At 63.5% G+C, this 19,037-nt stretch carries 17 protein-coding genes and 1 tRNA gene; 13 read left to right on the forward strand and 5 right to left on the reverse strand.

The window, feature by feature from the left end:
* Position 1: 1 nt before the first annotated feature.
* The 10 genes from K3152_RS13810 to K3152_RS13855 all read left to right on the forward strand — a co-directional run bounded on the left by K3152_RS13810 (position 2) and on the right by K3152_RS13855 (position 9,377).
* A tRNA-Glu gene (locus tag K3152_RS13810) sits at positions 2–76 on the forward strand.
* A 68-nt stretch (positions 77–144) separates the two neighbouring features.
* Positions 145–1,314, forward strand: a complete 1,170-nt coding sequence (locus K3152_RS13815) for a sensor histidine kinase (protein WP_221574722.1) — start codon at positions 145–147, stop codon at positions 1,312–1,314.
* A gap of 140 nt (positions 1,315–1,454) precedes the next feature.
* Complete coding sequence (locus tag K3152_RS13820) at positions 1,455–2,807, forward strand: OprO/OprP family phosphate-selective porin (protein WP_221574723.1); 1,353 nt, start codon at positions 1,455–1,457, stop codon at positions 2,805–2,807.
* Positions 2,808–2,934: 127 nt separating this feature from the next.
* The gene (locus tag K3152_RS13825) at positions 2,935–3,966 is read left to right on the forward strand and encodes a substrate-binding domain-containing protein (protein WP_221574724.1); all 1,032 of its coding nucleotides are present in this window, start codon (positions 2,935–2,937) and stop codon (positions 3,964–3,966) included.
* 17 nt (positions 3,967–3,983) lie between these two features.
* A complete protein-coding gene (pstC, locus tag K3152_RS13830) occupies positions 3,984–5,369 on the forward strand; it encodes a phosphate ABC transporter permease subunit PstC (RefSeq protein ID WP_221574725.1) in 1,386 nt (461 codons plus the stop codon).
* Entirely contained in the window at positions 5,362–6,612 is a 1,251-nt protein-coding gene (pstA, locus tag K3152_RS13835; protein ID WP_221574726.1) for a phosphate ABC transporter permease PstA, read from the forward strand. The genes pstC and pstA overlap by 8 nt, the downstream gene beginning before the upstream one ends.
* 38 nt (positions 6,613–6,650) lie before the next feature.
* Positions 6,651–7,397 carry a phosphate ABC transporter ATP-binding protein PstB gene (gene pstB, locus K3152_RS13840; protein WP_221574753.1) on the forward strand — a complete coding sequence of 249 codons (747 nt, stop codon included), beginning with the start codon at positions 6,651–6,653 and terminating at the stop codon, positions 7,395–7,397.
* Entirely contained in the window at positions 7,397–8,068 is a 672-nt protein-coding gene (gene phoU / locus K3152_RS13845) for a phosphate signaling complex protein PhoU (protein ID WP_221574727.1), read from the forward strand. Before pstB ends, phoU begins: the two co-directional genes overlap by 1 nt.
* Before the next feature lie 61 nt (positions 8,069–8,129).
* A complete protein-coding gene (gene phoB / locus K3152_RS13850; protein WP_221574754.1) occupies positions 8,130–8,819 on the forward strand; it encodes a phosphate regulon transcriptional regulator PhoB in 690 nt (229 codons plus the stop codon).
* Positions 8,820–8,825: 6 nt separating this feature from the next.
* Complete coding sequence (locus K3152_RS13855) at positions 8,826–9,377, forward strand: hypothetical protein (RefSeq protein WP_221574728.1); 552 nt, start codon at positions 8,826–8,828, stop codon at positions 9,375–9,377.
* Here K3152_RS13855 and K3152_RS13860 read toward each other — a convergent pair whose 3' ends face one another.
* Genes K3152_RS13860 through K3152_RS13880 form a run of 5 tightly spaced genes read right to left on the reverse strand, consistent with a single transcriptional unit; the run spans position 9,378 to position 17,120 of the window.
* Positions 9,378–10,103: an extensin-like domain-containing protein gene (locus tag K3152_RS13860; protein ID WP_247713460.1), complete on the reverse strand. Its 726-nt coding sequence runs from the start codon at positions 10,101–10,103 to the stop codon at positions 9,378–9,380.
* Positions 10,100–10,738 (reverse strand): LysE family translocator, encoded by a 639-nt coding sequence (locus tag K3152_RS13865; protein WP_221574730.1) that lies wholly within the window; start codon positions 10,736–10,738, stop codon positions 10,100–10,102. The genes K3152_RS13860 and K3152_RS13865 overlap by 4 nt, the downstream gene beginning before the upstream one ends.
* A 22-nt stretch (positions 10,739–10,760) precedes the next feature.
* Entirely contained in the window at positions 10,761–14,441 is a 3,681-nt protein-coding gene (locus tag K3152_RS13870; protein WP_221574731.1) for an error-prone DNA polymerase, read from the reverse strand.
* Position 14,442: 1 nt separating this feature from the next.
* The gene (locus tag K3152_RS13875) at positions 14,443–15,879 is read right to left on the reverse strand and encodes a UdgX family uracil-DNA binding protein (RefSeq protein ID WP_221574733.1); all 1,437 of its coding nucleotides are present in this window, start codon (positions 15,877–15,879) and stop codon (positions 14,443–14,445) included.
* Entirely contained in the window at positions 15,876–17,120 is a 1,245-nt protein-coding gene (locus K3152_RS13880) for a putative DNA modification/repair radical SAM protein (RefSeq protein ID WP_221574734.1), read from the reverse strand. Before K3152_RS13880 ends, K3152_RS13875 begins: the two co-directional genes overlap by 4 nt.
* A 256-nt stretch (positions 17,121–17,376) precedes the next feature.
* On the opposite strand from K3152_RS13880, the gene K3152_RS13885 reads away from it, so the two are divergent.
* The 3 genes from K3152_RS13885 to K3152_RS13895 all read left to right on the forward strand — a co-directional run bounded on the left by K3152_RS13885 (position 17,377) and on the right by K3152_RS13895 (position 19,037).
* Positions 17,377–18,099, forward strand: coding sequence for a carbonic anhydrase (locus K3152_RS13885; RefSeq protein WP_221574735.1), 723 nt, complete (start codon positions 17,377–17,379; stop codon positions 18,097–18,099).
* Positions 18,100–18,232: 133 nt separating this feature from the next.
* Complete coding sequence (locus K3152_RS13890; protein WP_221574736.1) at positions 18,233–18,631, forward strand: PilZ domain-containing protein; 399 nt, start codon at positions 18,233–18,235, stop codon at positions 18,629–18,631.
* A gap of 55 nt (positions 18,632–18,686) precedes the next feature.
* Positions 18,687–19,037 carry a hypothetical protein gene (locus K3152_RS13895; protein ID WP_221574737.1) on the forward strand — a complete coding sequence of 117 codons (351 nt, stop codon included), beginning with the start codon at positions 18,687–18,689 and terminating at the stop codon, positions 19,035–19,037.

The raw sequence follows: 19,037 nt of genomic DNA on the forward strand, positions 1-19,037 counted from the left end.
TGGCCCGTTCGTCTAGCGGTTAGGACGCGGCCCTTTCACGGCTGAAACACGGGTTCGATTCCCGTACGGGTCACCATTTCTTCCATGACAATCATGCGACCGGACTAGCGCGAGGCAACACCTCTCGCTAAGCGCGGCCTCGCAATGGAAACCCGCACGTTCCCCTGGTCCGCTTTTGCGCTGGCCATCGCGACAGCAATCGGCCTGATGATTCTCGGCCTGCCCGCGCTTCCTGTCCTGTTGATGCTGATGGTCTGGGCCGGTTCGCTCTGGCTGGTCGGGTCCACCCCGCCCCCGCCTGCCCCGAAGAATGGCAATGGCGGCATTTCGCGCGATATGATGGGCGATCTCGTCGAGCATTCCGAAACGCCCGTCATCGTGACCGAGAGCGGCCGCGTCATCATCGCCAATCTCGCCTCGCGCCGCCTGCTTGGTGCGCATATCCTCGGGCAGGACGTAAAGATGGCACTGCGCCAGCCCGAGGCCGTGGGCCTGCTCGACAGCGATGCGGACGGCGCGGCGGTCATCCGCGGCCTCGCCCGCCGCCGCGATATCTGGCGCATCAACCGCAAGAAGCTCGACGGCGGGCTCGCCATCATCGAATTCGTCAACAAGACGGCAGAAGCCGACATCAGTCGCGCGCATACCGATTTCGTCGCCAATGCCAGCCACGAGTTGCGCACGCCGCTCGCCTCCATCCTCGGCTATGTCGAGACGCTGCGAGACGACATCGGCGACCTCGACCCGAAGACGGGCGACAAGTTTCTCGCCACAATCCAGCGCGAAGGCCGCCGCCTGCAAGACCTTGTCAGCGACCTCATGTCGCTCTCGCGCATCGAGGCCGAGAAGCATGACATTCCGAGCGAGACGCTCGACCTCGGCAAGCTGGTCGACCGGGCCGCGCGCGATGTTGCGGGCGACCGCGTAGAGCGGCTCGACCTTGAAGCGCATGGCGATTTCAACGTGAGCGGTGACGAACAGCAGCTGGAGCAGCTGGTTCGCAACCTCGTCGATAATGCCCTGAAATATGGCGACGAAGACAAGATGGTCACCGTGCGCCTCCAGCCACAGGGTGAAAAACGCGTCCAGCTTTCCGTGCAGGACCGCGGTGATGGCATCGCGCCAGAGCATCTTCCGCACCTCACCCGGCGTTTCTACCGCACGGACCCCGGCCGCAGCCGCGCCTCGGGCGGGACGGGCCTCGGTCTCGCCATCGTGAAACACATCGTCGAACGGCACCGCGGCAAGCTCGCCATCGACAGCACGCTGGGCGAAGGCACGCGGGTCAAGGTGACGCTGCCGCTCGCTGCCTGACGCGCGCAAAACTCACGAAACCTGCCATTTTGCACAGGCTGTCCACAGCCTGCAGGTCCGTGCGCGTATTGTGTCACAAAGGCGTAACAGAGCGGTCATAGAGGCGACCCCGAACAGTAACCTTTTAAGGGATTCGTCACATGAAAACGGCCTTCCGGCTCTCCGTAATCGCCGCTGCCATGAGCTGCACCATTGCTACCCCTGTGTTTGCGCAGGACGCTGCAGCGCCAACTCCCGAAGAAGAGCTCGCCGCAATGCGCGCACAGCTCCAGACGCTCACCAGCCGCATCGACCAGCTCGAAACCGAGCTGGAGCAGACGCAGGCCGCCAATAGCGACCAAGACGCCGTCATCGCGGCAAACGCGGAAGCGGTCGCCAAGCCGGCTCCTGAGCCCAAACCCGCCGCCCAGCTTGAAAAGAGCGGCTGGACCTTCAAGCCGCGTGGCCGCCTCATGTTCGACGCAGGCACGCTCGGCGCTCCCGAATCGACCGGTGCAGACGACGGCTTCGGCAATGAGGTTCGCCGCGCGCGCCTTGGCGCTTCGGGCGACATTCCGGGCGGCTTCGGCTACAAGTTCGAGCTCGACTTCGCGGGCAACGAAGTGGAAGCCGCCGACGCCATCCTGACCTATGAAGACGGCGATTTCGAAGTCGTCATCGGCCACCACAACAACTTCCAGTCGCTGGAAGAGCTGACCAGCTCGCTGCACACCAGCTTCATCGAGCGCGCGGCTTTCACCGACGCCTTCGGTTTCGAGCGCCGCATCGGCCTTTCGGCCAATTACAGCGCGGGTATCGTGCTGGCGCAGGCCGGTGTCTTCACCGACAATTTCGACGACACGGGTACGGACAACCGCGGCTTCGACGGTCGCCTCGTCGTGATGCCCAAGCTGGGCGACACGCAGCTGCACTTCGGTGGCAGCGTGCACTACAACGACCTCGGCGAAGAGGACGCGACCGTGCGTTATCGCCAGCGTCCGCTTGTCCACTTCACCTCGACCCGTTTCGTGAACACCGGCAACCTTGCCGCCGACAGCGAATTCGGTGCAGGCCTCGAAGCAGCGATGATTTCGGGCCCGTTCCATGCGGTGGCCGAAGGTTACTGGCAGAACGTCGACATGCCGATGGCAGGCAACCCGACTTTCTTCGGTGGCTATGCCGAAGTCGGCTATTTCCTCACCGGCGGCGACACACGCGGCTACAAGGGCGGCAAGTTCGACCGCACCAAGCCCGCCAATCCGGTCGGTGAAGGCGGCATGGGTTCGCTGCAGCTGAACCTGCGCTACGACCACCTCGACCTGAACGACGCCGGCATCATCGGCGGCATCCAGAATGGCTACCAGGCTTCGCTGAACTGGAAGCCGACCGACTACACCATGTTCAGCGTGAACTACGGCCGGATGGAGTACACCGATTCGGTCCTCCCGACCGCAGATGGCGACACCGATTACGGCGTCGATGCCTTCGGTGTGCGCGCACAGGTCGATTTCTGAGTTCAATGCCGTTATGGGGCCGCTCAAGAGATTCGCGGCCCCACAACGAAAGTCACACTCTTGTCGTCAACACGTAACATTATCGCGCTCTTGCGCGGCTAGTGGACACCAAAGGGGTACCCTAACAATGACCAAGACTTTCAAATTCGCTCTCGCGGCCGCATCGGCCCTCACCCTCGCCGCTTGCGGTGAAAAAGGCGCCGAGCCGATTCACGCTGTGGGTTCCTCGACCGTTTATCCGTTCGCAAAATCGGTGGCCGAAACTTTCAACCGCGACTATCCGAATCTCCCTTCCCCGACCATCGAATCGACCGGCACCGGGGGTGGGTTCAAGCTGTTTTGTAACGGTCTCGGCGAGGACAAACCCGACATTGCCAACGCATCGCGCCGCATGAAGGCCAGCGAGTTCGCGACCTGCCAGCAGAACGGTGTCACCGAAATCATCGAAATCCAGGTCGGCCTTGACGGCATCGCCCTTGCTTCGGCCAAGGGTGGCATCACCATGAACCTCACGCCGAAGATGGTTTACGAAGCCATTGCGGCACGTCCCTATGGCGGTGAACAGACCAACCAGAAGTGGTCGGACGTCGATGCTTCGCTCCCCGATGTCGACATCCTCGTTTACGGTCCGCCCAGCACCTCGGGTACGCGTGACGCGCTCAAGGAACTCATCCTCGAAGTCGGCTGCGACACAAATCCGGAAATGGAAGCGCTGAAGGACAGCGACAAGGACCGGCACGCTCAGCTGTGCACCGAAGTCCGCAGCGACGGCAAGTATGTCGACCAGGGCGAGCAGGACAACCTCATCGTCCAGAAGATCGAAGGCAATCCGAACGCTGTGGGTATCTTTGGCTACTCCTATCTTGAGGAAAATGCCGACAAGGTGCAGGGCCTCAACATGAACGGCGTTGCCCCGACCTACGAGAACATCGCCAACTTCGAATATCCCGGCGCGCGGCCGCTGTATGTCTACGTCAAGAAGGCACACATCGGCGCCATCCAGGGCCTCTCGGAATTCCTCACCCAGTGGACCAAGATGTGGGACCGTGACGGCGAACTCGCCAAGATCGGCCTCGTCGCCAATCCCGATGACGTGATGGCGAAGTCGATGTCGGCTGCCACCAACTACGACACGCTCGACGGCTCCGAGCTCAAGTAAGGACTATAGCACCCACGATGTCGCCAACTCTCCTGCTCCTCCTGGCCCTCGGGCTCGGGCTCGCCGGATGGTTGGCGGCTCGTGCGCGTGCATGGTCCTTCCGGCGCGCCAGCCCCGACGGGCGGCTGGCCAGCCTTCCCAGCTACCACGCATGGTACGTGGCGCTGTGGATTGTCCTGCCCGTCGTGATTTTCGTCGCGGCCTGGAGCGCGATTGCGCCCGGCCTCGTCACGCAAGCCGTGCTGGCCAGCCCCGCTGCGGACCAGCTGCCCGCCTTTGGCTTCCAGCGCCAGACCATCCTCAACGAAGCGCGCGCGGTGGCTACCGGTGCAGCGCAAGGGGTGTTCAACCCGCTCGCCAACGAATTCGTCGAGCCTTACCGGCAGGCAATCGGCAAATATAACTGGATCGGCATCATCGTGACGGTCCTCATCGCCTTCCTCGGCGGTGTCTGGGCATTCCTGCGCCTCAAGCCCGATTTCGCCGCGCGCAACCGTGTCGAGAAGATCGTCATGGCGATCCTGCTGGGCGCTTCGCTGGTCGCCATCCTGACCACGCTCGGCATCTTCGTCAGCCTCGTGTTCGAAACCATCCGTTTCTTCGGCATGGTCAATCCGATCGACTTCCTGTTCGGCACCCATTGGGGCCCGGACCCGATGGCCAATGCCGCCAATCCGGACCCGACCCGCTACGGCGCAATTCCGCTGTTCTGGGGTACGTTGTTCATCGGCGCCATCATCGCCATGATCGTCGCCATCCCGCTGGGCCTGATGAGCGCGATTTACCTGACGCAATACGCCAACCCCAAGCTGCGCGCCTGGGTGAAGCCCGCGCTTGAAATCCTCGCCGGTGTGCCGACGGTAGTCTATGGCTACTTCGCCGCGCTCACGATCGCGCCCGCGATCCGCGACTTCGCTATTTCGCTCGGCGCATCTTCCGCTTCGAGCGAGAGCGCGCTCGCCGCAGGCCTTGTGATGGGCGTGATGATTATCCCGTTCGTCTCCTCCATGGCAGACGACAGCATTGCCGCCGTGCCGCAAGCTATGCGCGACGGAAGCCTCGCCATGGGTGCGACGACCAACGAGACCATCCGCCGCGTGCTCGTGCCCGCCGCCCTACCCGGTATCGTCGCAGGGGTCATGCTGGCCGTCAGCCGCGCGATCGGTGAGACGATGATCGTGGTGATGGCTGCATCGACCGCCGCCAACCTGAGCGCCAACCCGCTCGAATCGATGACCACGGTCACCGTGCAGATCGTCGCCATGCTGACCGGCGAAGGCAGTTTCGACCATCCGGCCACGCTGTCGGCATTCGCGCTCGGTTTCGTGTTGTTCCTGGTCACCCTCGGCCTGAATTTCATCGCCCTGCGCGTCGTGAAGAGGTTCCGCGAAGCTTATGAGTGAGCAAATCGCCCCCACGCGCACGCCCGCTTTCGAAGCGCGGCTGAAAAAGCGCTACGCAGCCGAGAAGCGGTTCAAGACCATGGGCCTTGCCGCCATCGTCTTCTCGATTGCCGTGCTCATCTACCTGCTCGGTACGATGACGCTGAACGGTATCGGCGGCTTCCAACGCGCCGAAGTGGCCGTGCCGATGGACTTCACACAGGCCGGTATTTCCGCCGATCCTTCGGTCATGGGCACGTCCGGCGCGGTCCAGTCGCTCGAGGCGCAGGGCCTGCCCGACGTCGTCGAATATTTCGCGGTCGAGGCACTTGGCGAAGAAGGCGCAGATGAAATCGGTAGCCAGGCCTGGCGCGATGTCGCCGCCGCCATCTCGGCCGACCCCGGTATCGTCGAGCGTCAGGAAACCTTCTGGATTCCAGCCAGCGCCGACCTCGCGCAGGGGCTGGCAGGCGAAGGTTCGCCCGAACTCCAGGCGCTGGCCTCAAGCCTCGCAGAGGAAGGCAAGCTGGCGAAGAATTTCGACACCGGCTTCTTCACCCGTGCCGATGCGACCAACCCGCAGCAGGTAGGTATCTGGGGCGCGCTCAAGGGCTCGATCCTGACGATGATCGTCACGCTCGCCCTTGCCTTCCCGATCGGCGTGCTGGCCGCGCTCTACCTCGAGGAATACGCGCCAAAGAATCGCTGGACCGACCTTATCGAGCTGTCGATCAACAATCTCGCCGCGGTCCCCTCGATCATCTTCGGCCTGCTCGGCCTAGCGGTCTTCCTGACCATTTTCCCGAGCTACCGCTCGGCTCCGCTCATCGGCGGTATGACGCTGGCGCTGATGACCATGCCGGTCATCGTCATCGCCGGTCGTAACGCCATCAAGGCCGTTCCGCCCAGCATCCGCGACGGTGCGCTGGCCGTGGGCGCTTCGCCCGTGCAAGTGGTCTTCCACCACGTCCTGCCGCTCGCCCTGCCCGGCATCCTGACCGGCACCATCATCGGCATGGCCCGCGCGCTGGGCGAGACCGCGCCGCTGCTGATGATCGGTATGCGCGCCTTCGTGGCCAGCCCGCCCGACAGCTTCACTGCACCGGCCACCGTGCTGCCGATGCAGATCTTCCTCTGGTCCGATGAAATCGACCGCGGTTTCGTGGAGCGCACCAGCGCTGCTATCATCGTCCTCCTGCTGTTCCTCCTCGTGATGAACGGCCTCGCCATCTACCTGCGCAACAAGTTCGAGAAAAAGTGGTGACCGTAGTCCATCCAAACCTGACCGACACCGACGCCAAGATGAGCGCGCGCGATGTCAGCGTGTTCTACGGCGAGAAGAAGGCGATCGATAACGTCTCGATCGACATTCCGACCAAATACGTCACCGCCTTCATCGGCCCCTCGGGCTGCGGCAAATCGACCTTCCTGCGCACGCTCAATCGCATGAACGACACGATCCCCTCGGCCCGCGTCGAAGGGGAAATCATGCTCGACGGTGAGGATATCTACCGGTCGGGCATGGACGTGGTCCAGCTGCGCGCCCGTGTCGGCATGGTGTTCCAGAAGCCCAACCCCTTCCCCAAGTCGATTTACGAAAACATCGCCTACGGCCCGAAGATCCATGGCCTGGCCGAGAGCAAGGACGAACTCGACGCGGTGGTCGAGAAGTCGCTGCGCCGCGCCGGTCTGTGGGAAGAAGTGAAGGATCGTTTGCAGGACAGCGGCACTGCGCTTTCGGGCGGCCAGCAGCAGCGCCTGTGCATCGCCCGCGCCATCGCGGTCGACCCCGAAGTCATCCTGATGGACGAGCCCTGCTCGGCGCTCGACCCCATCGCCACGGCGAAGATCGAAGAGCTCATCGACGATCTCAACGGCCGCTATGCCATCGTCATCGTGACCCACTCGATGCAACAGGCGGCCCGTGTCAGCCAGCGCACCGCTTTCTTCCATCTCGGAAAGATGGTGGAATATGGTCGCACTTCTGACATATTCACCAACCCGCTCGAGCAGCGGACCCAGGATTACATCACAGGGCGTTACGGCTGATGCAGGAACATACCGTCAAGGCATTCGACGAGGACATCACCAAGCTGCGCGGCCTGATCGCGGAGATGGGCGGGCTTGCCGAAGTCGCCATCCAGGAAGCGCTCGATGCGCTGGTCAAGGGCGATGACGACCTCGCCAAGAAGGTGGTCAAGGGCGACAAGAAGATCGACGCGCTCGAAAGCGAGATCGACAAGCTGGCCGTGCGCATCATCGCGCTCCGCGCCCCGATGGCCGACGACCTTCGCGAAGTCATCGCCGCATTGAAGATTGCCGGCGTTGTCGAACGCATTGGCGATTATTCCAAGAACATTGCCAAGGCGAGCCGCGAAATCGGCGAGCATCGCAAGCAGTTCGAACCGCTCACCCTGCTCCCCGCCATGGCCGAAGTCGCCAGCGAGATGGTGCACGACGTGCTCACCGCCTATGCCGCGCGCGACCCCGAACTCGCGCGCGAAGTCATCGCGGCAGACGAGAAGGTCGACGCCTTCTACAATTCCATTTTCCGTAACCTCGTCAGCCACATGGTCGAGAACCCTGCGACGATTTCGAGCGCGGCGCAGCTGCTCTTCGTGGCGCGCAATCTCGAACGCATCGGCGACCATGCGACCAATGTTGCCGAAATGGTGCACTTCGCCGCCACGGGCATGTATCCGCCCGATGAGGATGGCTGACACAATTCTGTAGCTTGAGGGTCATACTGGAGTGCCAGACAAACTGCAGGAAGGGGCCAAGGTGCAGGCTGGCAAGCTACTTCTGGTAGAGGACGATCCCGCCCTCTCCGAACTTCTCGAATACCGCTTCTCGAACGAGGGCTACGACGTCCGCACCACTGCGGATGGCGACGAAGCATTGCTGCTCGCCGCCGAGGACGTACCCGACCTTGTCATCCTCGACTGGATGATCGAGGGCACCAGCGGCATCGAAGTCTGCCGCCGCCTGCGCCGCGACAAATCGACCGCGCATGTCCCCATCATCATGCTGACCGCTCGCGAGGCGGAGGATGACCGCATCCGTGGCTTGGAAACCGGTGCTGACGACTACCTCACCAAGCCCTTCTCCCCGCGTGAATTGCTGGCCCGCGTGGCCGCCGTCATGCGCCGCATCCGCCCGGTACTGGCAGGCGAGAGCATCGAAGTCGGCGACCTCACGCTCGACCCCGTGGCCCACAAGGTTTCACGACGCGGCCAGACGCTGAAGCTCGGCCCCACCGAGTACCGCCTGCTCAAGTTTTTCATGGAGAGCCCGGGCCGCGTATTCAGCCGCAACCAATTACTCGACGGCGTCTGGGGCACCGAAAGCGACATCGAGCTACGGACGGTCGACGTCCACATCCGCCGCTTGCGCAAGGCACTGGAAATCGATGGCGCGAAGGACCCTGTGCGGACTGTTCGGAGTGCGGGCTATTCGCTGGAAGCGGCCTGACGCTTCGTGAAGCTCTTCGTAGTTCTAGTCGCCGTCGTCCTGACTGCTCTCATGGTTCTTCGGCATCGGTCCAACACGGCCCACCCCGAAGGTGCCGATGGCGATTTTGTGAACGTACCTGGTGATCAATTCGCACTCATGGTCAGGGGGTGGAGCCGGGCCGAATTGGCCGACATCTTCGCGCGTTTTGCAGCCATCTATAATGTGGGCGAGCCGCAGATCGTGGAAACGACCGCACGGACCTACAGGCTCGATTGGCCCGATGGCTTGCCCGAAGCGCAAATCTGGTTTGCGGTGAATTATGTGCACTACCCATTTGATTTCGACCTGACCGGCCGGACCATCATCGCGGCTGCCAAGGTCATGGCCGGCCATTTGTCGGGCATCCCCGGAGATCGATCTGCGATCCTGTACATTCCCGAAAACGATACCGACCACGACCGCGTCCATGCGACCGATGACAGCGGCGACCATTACGTGGGCGACTTTGGAGATAGCCAGTTTCGGCAAACGAGTGAGGCTCGAAAGCCGCGCGAGGTGGACTCGCTCTTCGCGTAATCAGCGGCAAACGCTCACCCAGCGGCTGTCCATGTCGAAATGGAAGTGGTCCGCGTGGGCGGCGTTGTAGTCCGGTGAAAGTACCGTCGAGAAGGCGCCGCATGCTCCGTCGCGCACCTCGCGCAGGAAGCGCTGCTTGTCGCCCTCCCCCGGCCAGTCGGAAAGCACGCTGATCCGGGTGCCGTCCTCCAGAACGAAGCCCGCGATGTCTAGCGCGTTGGCGGTAGCATGCTCGCTCCACGGTCCTTCGTCGCTGCCATACATGCGGCGGCAGGAATAGGCACCGAGATGCTCAATACGGGCTACGCGACTGCCGAAGATTTCCTGCGCCACCGGGTCCAGAGTGTCGCGCTTCCAAAGTTCCATCGCGATCGCGACGGGACAGGTGGTGGCGGGTGTGTCGGGGCTGAGCGGATAGGCCGATAGCTGCGTGCGGTCCTCGCGGCGGCATTCGCCTTCACCCACAGGCTCCAGTGTGCGGAACGCTACCCCGCTCCGCTCGAGAGTTGCGCGGCAAGCCGGGACATCCTCGCGCAGGGCGAGGATTTTCTGCTGCGTCGCCCAGCCCTTCGGATCGTTCAGGTCGAGCGGTGCCCAAGGGTCGTGCTCGGGATGCCCGGCCAGCCAGCTACGCCCCGCTACGATCAGTCCTGCCAAGACCAGCAGCAACACGAGGCGCCGGTCGAAGACGAATTTGCCGATGTGCCGCGAAAACGTGAACTTCAAAGCTGCGTCCCGTAAAGATCGATCGCGATGAACAGGGCGATCAGGATAAATACAAGGCCGATGCCCCGATCGATCCATCGGCGTGTCGCGGCGCGCTCCATCGCGCGGGCCATTTGCTTGCCTGCTCCGATGTAGAGCCAGCCAACCAGCAGGTCGATGACGAGCGCTATGAGTGCCAGCAATGCGATCTGCCCTCCGATCGAGCTTTCCGGATCGACAAAAGGCGGGATGATGGCAACCACGTAGATCAGCGATTTTGGATTGCCTATTGCCACGGCGATCCCGTCACGAAAGGCATTGGTCGAAAGCTTGCGCTTGAGTTCGCCTGTTTCGTCTTCGCCCGCATGGAAAGAGTGGCGGATGGCCTGCGCCCCCAGCCATGCCAGATAAAGCACACCGGCTACCGCCAGCGCCTTGAATGCTATCGGATAGGCCGAAGCCAGCGTGGCAAGGCCCAGCGCAGCCGCGATCCACCAGACGATGTAGCCGATCTGCATTCCCATCAGCGCGGCCCAGCCTGCGCGCTGTCCGCGCCAGATGGCCTGCCCCATGACGAACATCATCGAGGGGCCGGGCACGATGCTGGTGAGCGCTGTCACCCAGGCAAAGGCAATGAGGCGTTCCGGATCGAACATGGCCGCGCCCCTAACGCGGACCTTAGTGGAAGTCGCGCGATTTCGGGATGATACGCACATCGCGCGGGTGGCCCTGATGCCAGCCGCATTCGCGATTTCCCGGTGGCGGCTCCTGCCACGGCTCGACGGGCTGGTACGGATCGTCCTTGCCCTCGCGCGCCTGTCCTGAGCCTGTCGAAGGATCGCGCGGGTTGAACTTGTCGGGCAGCGGCGACGAGACATGGTCGGCGCGGGCTAGCGGGGCGTTGAGCATGTCGTCCGAGAGCTTGTGCAGTTCGCCGGTCGCATCGGTCATGTGCTGCGCAATGACGTGGATGACCTCGTCGTCATATTCGACGCGGCCCCTCACCTCCATCAGGCGCGAGCCCATGACCACGCGGCGCTGCTTTTCCTTCAGATCCGGCCATACGACGAGGTTGATGACCCCAGTCTCGTCTTCCAGCGTGATGAAGCACACGCCCTTGGCGCTACCCGGCCGCTGGCGAATGAGCACCACGCCCGCGACATGGACCATGCTGCGGAATTTCTTCGCGCGCAGGTCGCAGGCGCGCACGAAGCCGCGCTCGGCAAGGCTGGCGCGCAGGAAGGCCATCGGGTGCGCCTTCAGGCTGAGGCGCGTGGTCTGGTAATCCGCCACCACTTCTTCGCTGAGCGGCATTTGCGGCAGCCGCGTGGCGCTCTTTTCCGCCCCCTCGTCCCGCGCCGCAGCGGCGGCGAACAGCGGCAAGTCCGGACCGCCCACGAGGCTGCGCGCGTCCCACAAGGCCTGCCTGCGGGTAAGCTGCATCGAACCGAAAGCATCGGCGCTGGCGAGCCGCTCGACATGCGCGGGACCGGTGCGGGCGCGGTCTCGCAAGGCGCGCACGTCCTCGTAAGCACCGTTTTCCTCGCGCTCGGCGACAAGCTGGGCTGCGACCGCTTCGGGCAGACCATCGATTTGCCTCAGGCCGAGCCGCAGCGCGATATGCTTGTCGAGGCGACCGTGATCCTCCCCCGCTGGGGGAGGTGGGCCGGGCGCGCAAGCGTCCGGGTCGGAGGGGGCTGGAGAATTGCCTACCACCCCCCCTCCGTCAGCCGCTTCGCGTCTGCCACCTCCCCCAGTGGGGGAGACTTTGCCAATCTCCTCCAGCGTGCAGTCCCATTGCGACAGGTTCACATCCGCCGGCAGCACCCGCACCCCGTGTTCCGCCGCATCGCGCACAATCTGTGCGGGCGCATAGAAGCCCATCGGCTGCGAATTGAGCAGCGCGCAGGCGAAGGCCGCGGGGAAGTGGCATTTGAGCCAGCTCGACACATAGACCAGATGCGCGAAGCTGGCCGCGTGGCTCTCGGGAAAGCCATATTCGCCAAAACCGCGGATCTGGTTGAAGCAGCGCTGCGCGAATTCTCGGTCATAGCCGCGCGTGACCATGCGCTCGACCATCATGTCCTGCAGTTCGTCTACCATGCCCCGGCTGCGGAAGGTCGCCATGGCCTTGCGCAGCCGGTTCGCCTCTTTCGAAGAGAACTTCGCCGCATCGAGCGCGATCTTCATCGCTTGTTCCTGGAAAATCGGCACACCCAGCGTGCGCTCGAGGATGCTCGACAGCTCGTCGGGCGGCCCGTGCTGCGGCGATGGTGCGGGTATCACCACCGGTTCCGCCCCGCGGCGGCGCTTCAAATAGGGATGCACCATGTCGCCCTGAATCGGACCGGGTCGCACGATGGCAACCTGGATGACGAGGTCGTAGAATGCACGCGGGCGCAGGCGGGGCAGCATGTTCATCTGCGCGCGGCTTTCTACCTGGAACACGCCGAGCGAATCCCCCTTGCGCAGCATGGCATAGGTTTCCGGGTCCTCGCGCGGGACATTGGCGAGGGTGAGCTGGCGGCCGTGGTGGTCGCCCAGAAGGTCGAGGCACTTCTTGATGCAGGTCAGCATGCCCAGCGCCAGCACGTCGACCTTGAGGATGCCGAGCGCCTCGATATCGTCCTTGTCCCATTCGATGAAACTGCGCTCGGGCATGGCGCCATTGCCCACCGGCACCGTTTCGGTGAGCGCGCCTTCGGTGAGGATGAAACCGCCCACATGCTGCGACAAATGACGCGGCATTCCAATCATTTGCTCGGTCAGCTTGAGAACGCGCTTCAGGTGGGGGTCGGCCACATCCATGCCCGTTTCGGCGGCGTGCTTCTCGCTGATCTCACGGCCCCACCCGCCCCACACCGTCTTGGCGAGGGCCGCCGTGACGTCCTCCGTCAGCCCCATCGCCTTGCCCACCTCGCGGATCGCCATGCGCGGGCGGTAGTGGATGACCGTGGCGCATAGTCCGGCGCGGTGGCGGCCGTATTTGCGGTAGAGATACTGGATGACCTCCTCGCGCCGCTCGTGCTCGAAATCGACGTCGATATCGGGCGGCTCCTTGCGGTCTTCGGAGATGAAGCGATCGAACAACAGCTGGTGCTGCGCCGGGTCGACATTGGTGATGCCGAGGCAATAGCAGACCGCCGAATTGGCCGCGCTGCCGCGGCCCTGACACAGGATCGGCGGGTCGACCTTCTGCCTCGCAAAATCGACGATGTCCTTGATGGTCAGGAAATAGCGCGCAAGATCCATCTTGCCGATGAGCGCCAGTTCCTTGTGCAGCGTTTCGGTGACGCTGTCGGGCACGCCTTCGGGATAGCGCCATTCGGCCCCCTTCCACGTCTCGCTTTCGAGATAGTCCTGCGGTTCAGCGCCGCCGGGATAGAGCTCTTCGGGATATTCGTACTGCAGTTCGTCGAGGCTGAAACCGCAGGCATCGGCCACCTCGCGCGCGGCGGAAATGGCGTGCGGCCAGCGCTCGAACAGGCGGCACATGGTCTCGGGCGGCTTGAGGTAGCGTTCCGCATTGCCGTGGAGCAGGTGCCCGGCGCGTGCCACGGTGGTCTTGTGATGGATGGCAGTCATCACGTCCTGCAGCGGGCGACGGTCGGGCGTGGCGTAATGCACATCGTTGGTGGCGAGGATGGAGAGGCTGTTCGCGCGTGCCAGCGTGTCCAGCTGTTCGATCCGAGCGATGTCGCTGTCGGTGTAGAGGAAGGCGGCGGCGATATGGCGGAGCGTGGGGAGTTGCGCCGTGAGGTGAGGAAGGATTTCGGCGAAGGTCCCGGTGAACGGCACCCGGCCGGATTGTTCTGCAACCTCACCAGCCTTGCCGCGAAACGGGACGACGTTGCTCTCGACCTCGATGGTGAACTTTGCATCCAGATCGCGCGGCGGCACGAGGATCAATTGCACGCCCGCACTATGCTTCGCCAGCATCGCGAGGCTGATGTCGCACGCGCCCTTCTCCTGCCACTCGCCCGACAGCGTGCGCATCCGCCCCGCAGAGATCAGGCGGCAGAGGCGGCCATAGGCCTTGCGGCTCTTGGGATAGGCGAGAAAGGCCAGCCCCTCGACCGTTTCGATGCGGCAGCCGATGCAGGGCTTCAGCTTGAGCGTCTTGGCCTCGGTATGCACGCGCACCACGCCTGCCATGGTATTGGCATCGGCGATCCCGATCGCGTCATAGCCCAGCGCGCGGGCCTGCAGCACGAGGTCCACCGCGTCCGATGCGCCGCGCAGGAAGCTGAAGCAGGAAACGAGGCCCAGTTCGACGAAGGCGCTGCGCGGCGGCGCGTCTATGCCGTCCGGATCGATCTCGATCGTGCGCTTGAGTATCTGCTGGTCGTTCTCAGGCATCTCACACCAGCTCCTCCAGCCGCGCGCGCACGGCAGCAAGATCGGCATCGAACAGCCGCGCCTGCTCCTCGCGTGCAGGGCCGTCGAGGCGCAGGAGATAGGAGGGGTGCGCGGTGACCCAGAGTTCGCTGCCATCCTCCAGCGGGATAGGCGCACCGCGAACTCTCGAAATGCTCACCGTCTTGCCGAGCATCCCGCGCGCTGCGCTCGCGCCCATGGCGAGCACCAGCTTGGGCTTTACTATGGCGCGTTCGCTCTCGATCCACCAGCGGCAGGTGTCGATTTCCTTCGCGCCCGGGTTCTGGTGGAGCCGCCGCTTGCCGCGCTGGACATATTTGAAATGCTTCACCGCATTGGTGACATAGGCCGCACGGCGGTCAATCCCGACCTTCTCCAGATGCGCGTCGAGCAATTGTCCGGCAGGCCCGACGAAGGGACGGCCGGTCTGGTCCTCCTGGTCGCCGGGCTGTTCGCCGACAATCATCAGCGCAGCGTTCTGCGGCCCCTCGCCCATCACGGCGTGGTTGTTGAGTTGGCCGATAGGGCATTTGCGACAGCCATGGATCGCCTTGTCGATGGCAGCGAGCGTATCGGGCCGCTCCTCGAATTCGAGCGCGCCTTTCTCGACCATCTTTGCCTCACGCCCCTGCGCGCCTGCGATGAGGTCGGGGATGAGCGCGGCCTCGGGCATGTTCTTCCAATATTTCTTCGGCATCTCTTTCAGCATCGCGCCGATTTTCAGCCGTGCGGGGTTGAAGATGGAGGCGTAGTAGGTGCGCCAGAGATCCTCCATCGGATCGCCGCCGGGCGCATCGTGGCGCTCGGCAGGCGGGCCTTCGGACATGGTCTGCGTATCCCAGTGCAGGCTCCCGCGCGGAGTCAGGATGGACCAGCGCATGTTCGAAAAACGCCGCATGAAGAAGCCCGCATTGGCGCGCAGGATATGGTGCTCGGGCTCGAACCAGGCGACGTAATGCTCGCCCACTTCCTCATCCTCGCTCTCGACCAGACGGAAGCGGACGAAGGCGTGCATCTTGTGGCTGTCGCGCCGGACATTCTTGTCGAGCTCTTCCACCCGCCGCACGTCGAGATCGGCCTTGTCCTCCATCATGCGGGGGTTCGACTGCAATCGCCAGAGCAGGCGGTAGAGCAACGCGAACCGCTCGGGGTCGGAATGGAGGATGGCGTTCCGCGCAAGGCTCACGAAGCGCCGATTGGCGCGCACCGGCTTTGCGTCCATCGGCGGCACAGGCATGCGCCGCTCGCCATGCGCGAAGAGATCCCCGCTACCGCCCGGCTCGACCCAGGCGATACGGTCGGGCGGCACGTCGCACTGGACGAGCGCACGCGCGCGTTCGCGCCAGAAGTCGAAATCGTCCGCCTCGGGCAAATGCACCACGTAATAGGTGCCGAGCTTGACGTGCTGGAGGGCAGTCATGCGGCGAACAGTTCCAGCTGCTCGGACTTGGGCGCGAGCAGGCTGCGCAGGTCCGCGCGGTCGGTGAGCGTGATGGGGCGCCAGTCCACCGTCACGATGAAGGGCCGCACCTTGGTGATGGATTGGGTGAGCAGCGCCACATCATCAAGCCGCAGCGCGCGGTGGCGGCGGCTCGCCAGTATCTTGCCCACCGCCTTCACGCCGAGGCCGGGGACACGCAGCAATTGCTCCTTGCTAGCGCGGTTCACATCGACCGGGAAGGCCTCACGAAACTTGAGCGCCCAAGCTAGCTTGGGGTCGATATCGAGCGGCAAGTTCCCGTCCGCCTCGGTCGCCTGCATCACATCGGTCGGCTTGTAGCCGTAGAAACGCATCAGCCAGTCCGACTGGTAGAGCCGGTGTTCGCGGATAAGCGGCGGGCGCTTCAGCGGCAGCACGGCGCTGGCATCGGGAATGGGCGAGAAGGCGCTATAATAGACGCGGCGCAGGCGGAAGTTGTCGTAGAGCCGGCTCGCCTTGCCCACGATATCCGCATCGGTGGCGGCATCGGCGCCGACAATCATCTGGGTCGACTGGCCTGCGGGCGCAAAGCGGGGCGCGTGCTTGAAGCGCTTCCTTGCATCTTTCGCTTCGACAAGATCGGCCTTCACCTTGCCCATCGCGCCTTCGATCTGGCGCGCATCCTTGTCGGGCGCAAGGCGGGTCAACCCGCTGTCGGTCGGCAATTCGACATTGATCGAGACGCGGTCGGCATAAAGCCCCGCCTGGTGGACGATTTCAGGGTCCGCCTCCGGGATGGTCTTCAAATGGATATAGCCGCGAAAATCATGCTCTTCGCGCAGGATCCGCGCGACCTCGACGATCTGCTCCATCGTGTGGTTCGAACTCTTCACGATGCCGGAGGAGAGGAACAACCCCTCGATGTAATTGCGCCGGTAGAAGGCGAGCGTGAGGTCCACCACTTCCTGAGGGCTGAAACGCGCCCGCGCCACGTTCGAGCTCTTGCGATTGACGCAGTAATGGCAGTCGAAAACGCAGTGGTTGGTCAGCAATATCTTGAGCAGCGAGATGCAGCGGCCATCGGGCGCATAGGCGTGGCAGATGCCCATCCCCTCGGTCGAGCCGATGCCCTTCCCGCCCAGGCTGTTCTTCTTCCCCGTGCCGGACGAGGCGCAGGACGCATCATATTTCGCCGCATCGGCGAGAATTTCGAGCTTCTGAAGGACAGTCTGTGCGGTCATTTGTTCACTATACGTTCCAGCGTTGGATTCGCCAATATCAAAAGGCAAAGCGCATACGGGAACCCTCGATTTTCTCCGGCGTAGATAGGACACGGACCGGGCCCCTCTGGCGGATGCTCAAAAGCATTCGTGATGTCGGACGTATCGTCGCCCCCGGACCGGTTTCCGCAATCCGGTGGCAGGATATCACGCAGCCTGCGTGCGCCCGCCGTCCTTCCGACCAGGGCCGCCGCAAAGCTGCCGGTTGGAGTATGTAATGAAGACTATCGCTACCCTCGCCCTCGTCGCACTCGCGGCATCGCCCGCGCTGGCACAGGAAAAGGACTGGAACTTCGGCGACGGCGTAACGCCCGAACGCTGGTCCACCATCAACACCGACTATGCCCTTTGCGATGCCGGCCTGAACCAGTCGCCCATCGACCTCGGCATGCCCAATGCCCGCGGCGACGTGCAGCTCGAAACCAATTTCGGCACCGGCGACGGAACCATCGCGCTGGGTACCGAGAAGGTGCAGGTGGACTTCGAAGAAGGGTTCGGGATGAATTCGGGCGGCAAGGAATTCAACCTTATCCAGGTCCATTTCCATACGCCTTCGGAACACGCCGTTTCGGGCAAGCGCTATCCGCTCGTTGCGCATTTCGTGCATGCCACGGATGAAGGGGAACTCGGCGTCCTCGGCGTGATGTTCGAGGAAGGCGAGGCCAATTCCGCGCTGACCGAAATCGTCTCCGGCGTGGGACAGGGCAAAGGCACGAGCGTCTCGTTCGATATCAACGACATGGTCCCTGCCGACCTCGACGTCTATCGCTACATGGGCTCGCTCACCACGCCGCCCTGCAGCGAGGGCGTGAACTGGCACGTCGCCAACACGCCGATGACTGCCAGCGCCGAACAGATTGCCGCGATGGAGGCCAATCTCGGGCCTTCCGCCCGCTCGCTCCAGCCGCTCGGTTCGCGCCTCCTGGTTGCGCCCGATTGAGGCAATATTGCCGGGACGGTTGCGGCCGTCCCGGCAATTCCCGCTGCACCGGCCCGCTCGTTAACCAGTTTCGCAAAGCCGGGATTTACCAGTTTCGCCTACGCCCGACATTCTGACAAAGGAGGTCTTGCCGGTGGCGCTGTTCCAGAAATTGCCGACGAATACCCAGGACGAACGTCGTACCGTCCAGCGCTATACGGTCGACTGCCCCGCCAAGCTCAAGATGCTCGGCGGTGACCGCGAAGGGCGCCTCTCGGATTTGTCGGAAGCCGGCGCCCGCTTTGAAACCCCGAACCCGCCGCAGGAAGGTGTCTCGGGCCTTCTGTCATGGGGCGATTACGAATTCTTCGGCAAGATCGTCTGGGCGAACGAGAACAGCTGCGGCATCGTGTTCGAGCGCTCCATCCCGCTTGGCGTGGTGGAACAGACCTGCGAAGTCGTCGAGGTGCAGAGCGGCCCGGTCGCCAACTTCGGCAAGATTCCGGTTGCCTCGCGCGGTCGCCGCGCTTCGCTCGTTTCGCGCGACAGCTGACGGTTCAGCATTGCGACACCTCGCGTACGCCAAGGGCGGCGGCGGAGGTCGTATCATGAAATTTGCCGTACCCGCCGCGCTTGCGGTTTTTGCCCTGCCCGTTGCCGTTCTGGCGCAGGACCATTCCGAGCATGACAGCGAGCGCAAGGCTGCGCCCGAACGCTGTGTCGCGGCGACGGTCCTCGTGCCGCCGTTCAACAATACGCCCGACGCGCTGGAGCAGTCGCGTATTGCCGCAACCACGGTCGAGGGCATCCGCAATCGCCGCGGCGAGGCGGCCTATCGCGTTTGCAAGACCAGCGCGGTGGCCCCGGAAATCTCCGAGATTGAAGGCGTGAACGAGAAGCCGCTGACCGAAGAGGAAATGCGCGAGCTCGACCCGGAAACGGCGACGCGCGAGGACTGA

Source organism: Qipengyuania polymorpha (genome assembly GCF_019711435.1).
Lineage (GTDB): Bacteria > Pseudomonadota > Alphaproteobacteria > Sphingomonadales > Sphingomonadaceae > Qipengyuania > Qipengyuania polymorpha.

Bases quoted from the DNA above. Each gene is read 5' to 3' on its own strand.
- pstB (WP_221574753.1), top strand. From the start codon at position 6,651: ATGAGCGCGCGCGATGTCAGCGTGTTCTACGGCGAGAAGAAGGCGATC.
- K3152_RS13865 (WP_221574730.1), bottom strand. From the start codon at position 10,738: ATGTTCGATCCGGAACGCCTCATTGCCTTTGCCTGGGTGACAGCGCTC.
- K3152_RS13875 (WP_221574733.1), bottom strand. From the start codon at position 15,879: ATGACTGCCCTCCAGCACGTCAAGCTCGGCACCTATTACGTGGTGCAT.
- K3152_RS13870 (WP_221574731.1), bottom strand. From the start codon at position 14,441: ATGCCTGAGAACGACCAGCAGATACTCAAGCGCACGATCGAGATCGAT.
- K3152_RS13880 (WP_221574734.1), bottom strand. From the start codon at position 17,120: ATGACCGCACAGACTGTCCTTCAGAAGCTCGAAATTCTCGCCGATGCG.
- phoU (WP_221574727.1), top strand. From the start codon at position 7,397: ATGCAGGAACATACCGTCAAGGCATTCGACGAGGACATCACCAAGCTG.
- K3152_RS13815 (WP_221574722.1), top strand. From the start codon at position 145: ATGGAAACCCGCACGTTCCCCTGGTCCGCTTTTGCGCTGGCCATCGCG.
- pstC (WP_221574725.1), top strand. From the start codon at position 3,984: ATGTCGCCAACTCTCCTGCTCCTCCTGGCCCTCGGGCTCGGGCTCGCC.
- K3152_RS13820 (WP_221574723.1), top strand. From the start codon at position 1,455: ATGAAAACGGCCTTCCGGCTCTCCGTAATCGCCGCTGCCATGAGCTGC.
- K3152_RS13885 (WP_221574735.1), top strand. From the start codon at position 17,377: ATGAAGACTATCGCTACCCTCGCCCTCGTCGCACTCGCGGCATCGCCC.
- K3152_RS13825 (WP_221574724.1), top strand. From the start codon at position 2,935: ATGACCAAGACTTTCAAATTCGCTCTCGCGGCCGCATCGGCCCTCACC.
- pstA (WP_221574726.1), top strand. From the start codon at position 5,362: ATGAGTGAGCAAATCGCCCCCACGCGCACGCCCGCTTTCGAAGCGCGG.
- K3152_RS13895 (WP_221574737.1), top strand. From the start codon at position 18,687: ATGAAATTTGCCGTACCCGCCGCGCTTGCGGTTTTTGCCCTGCCCGTT.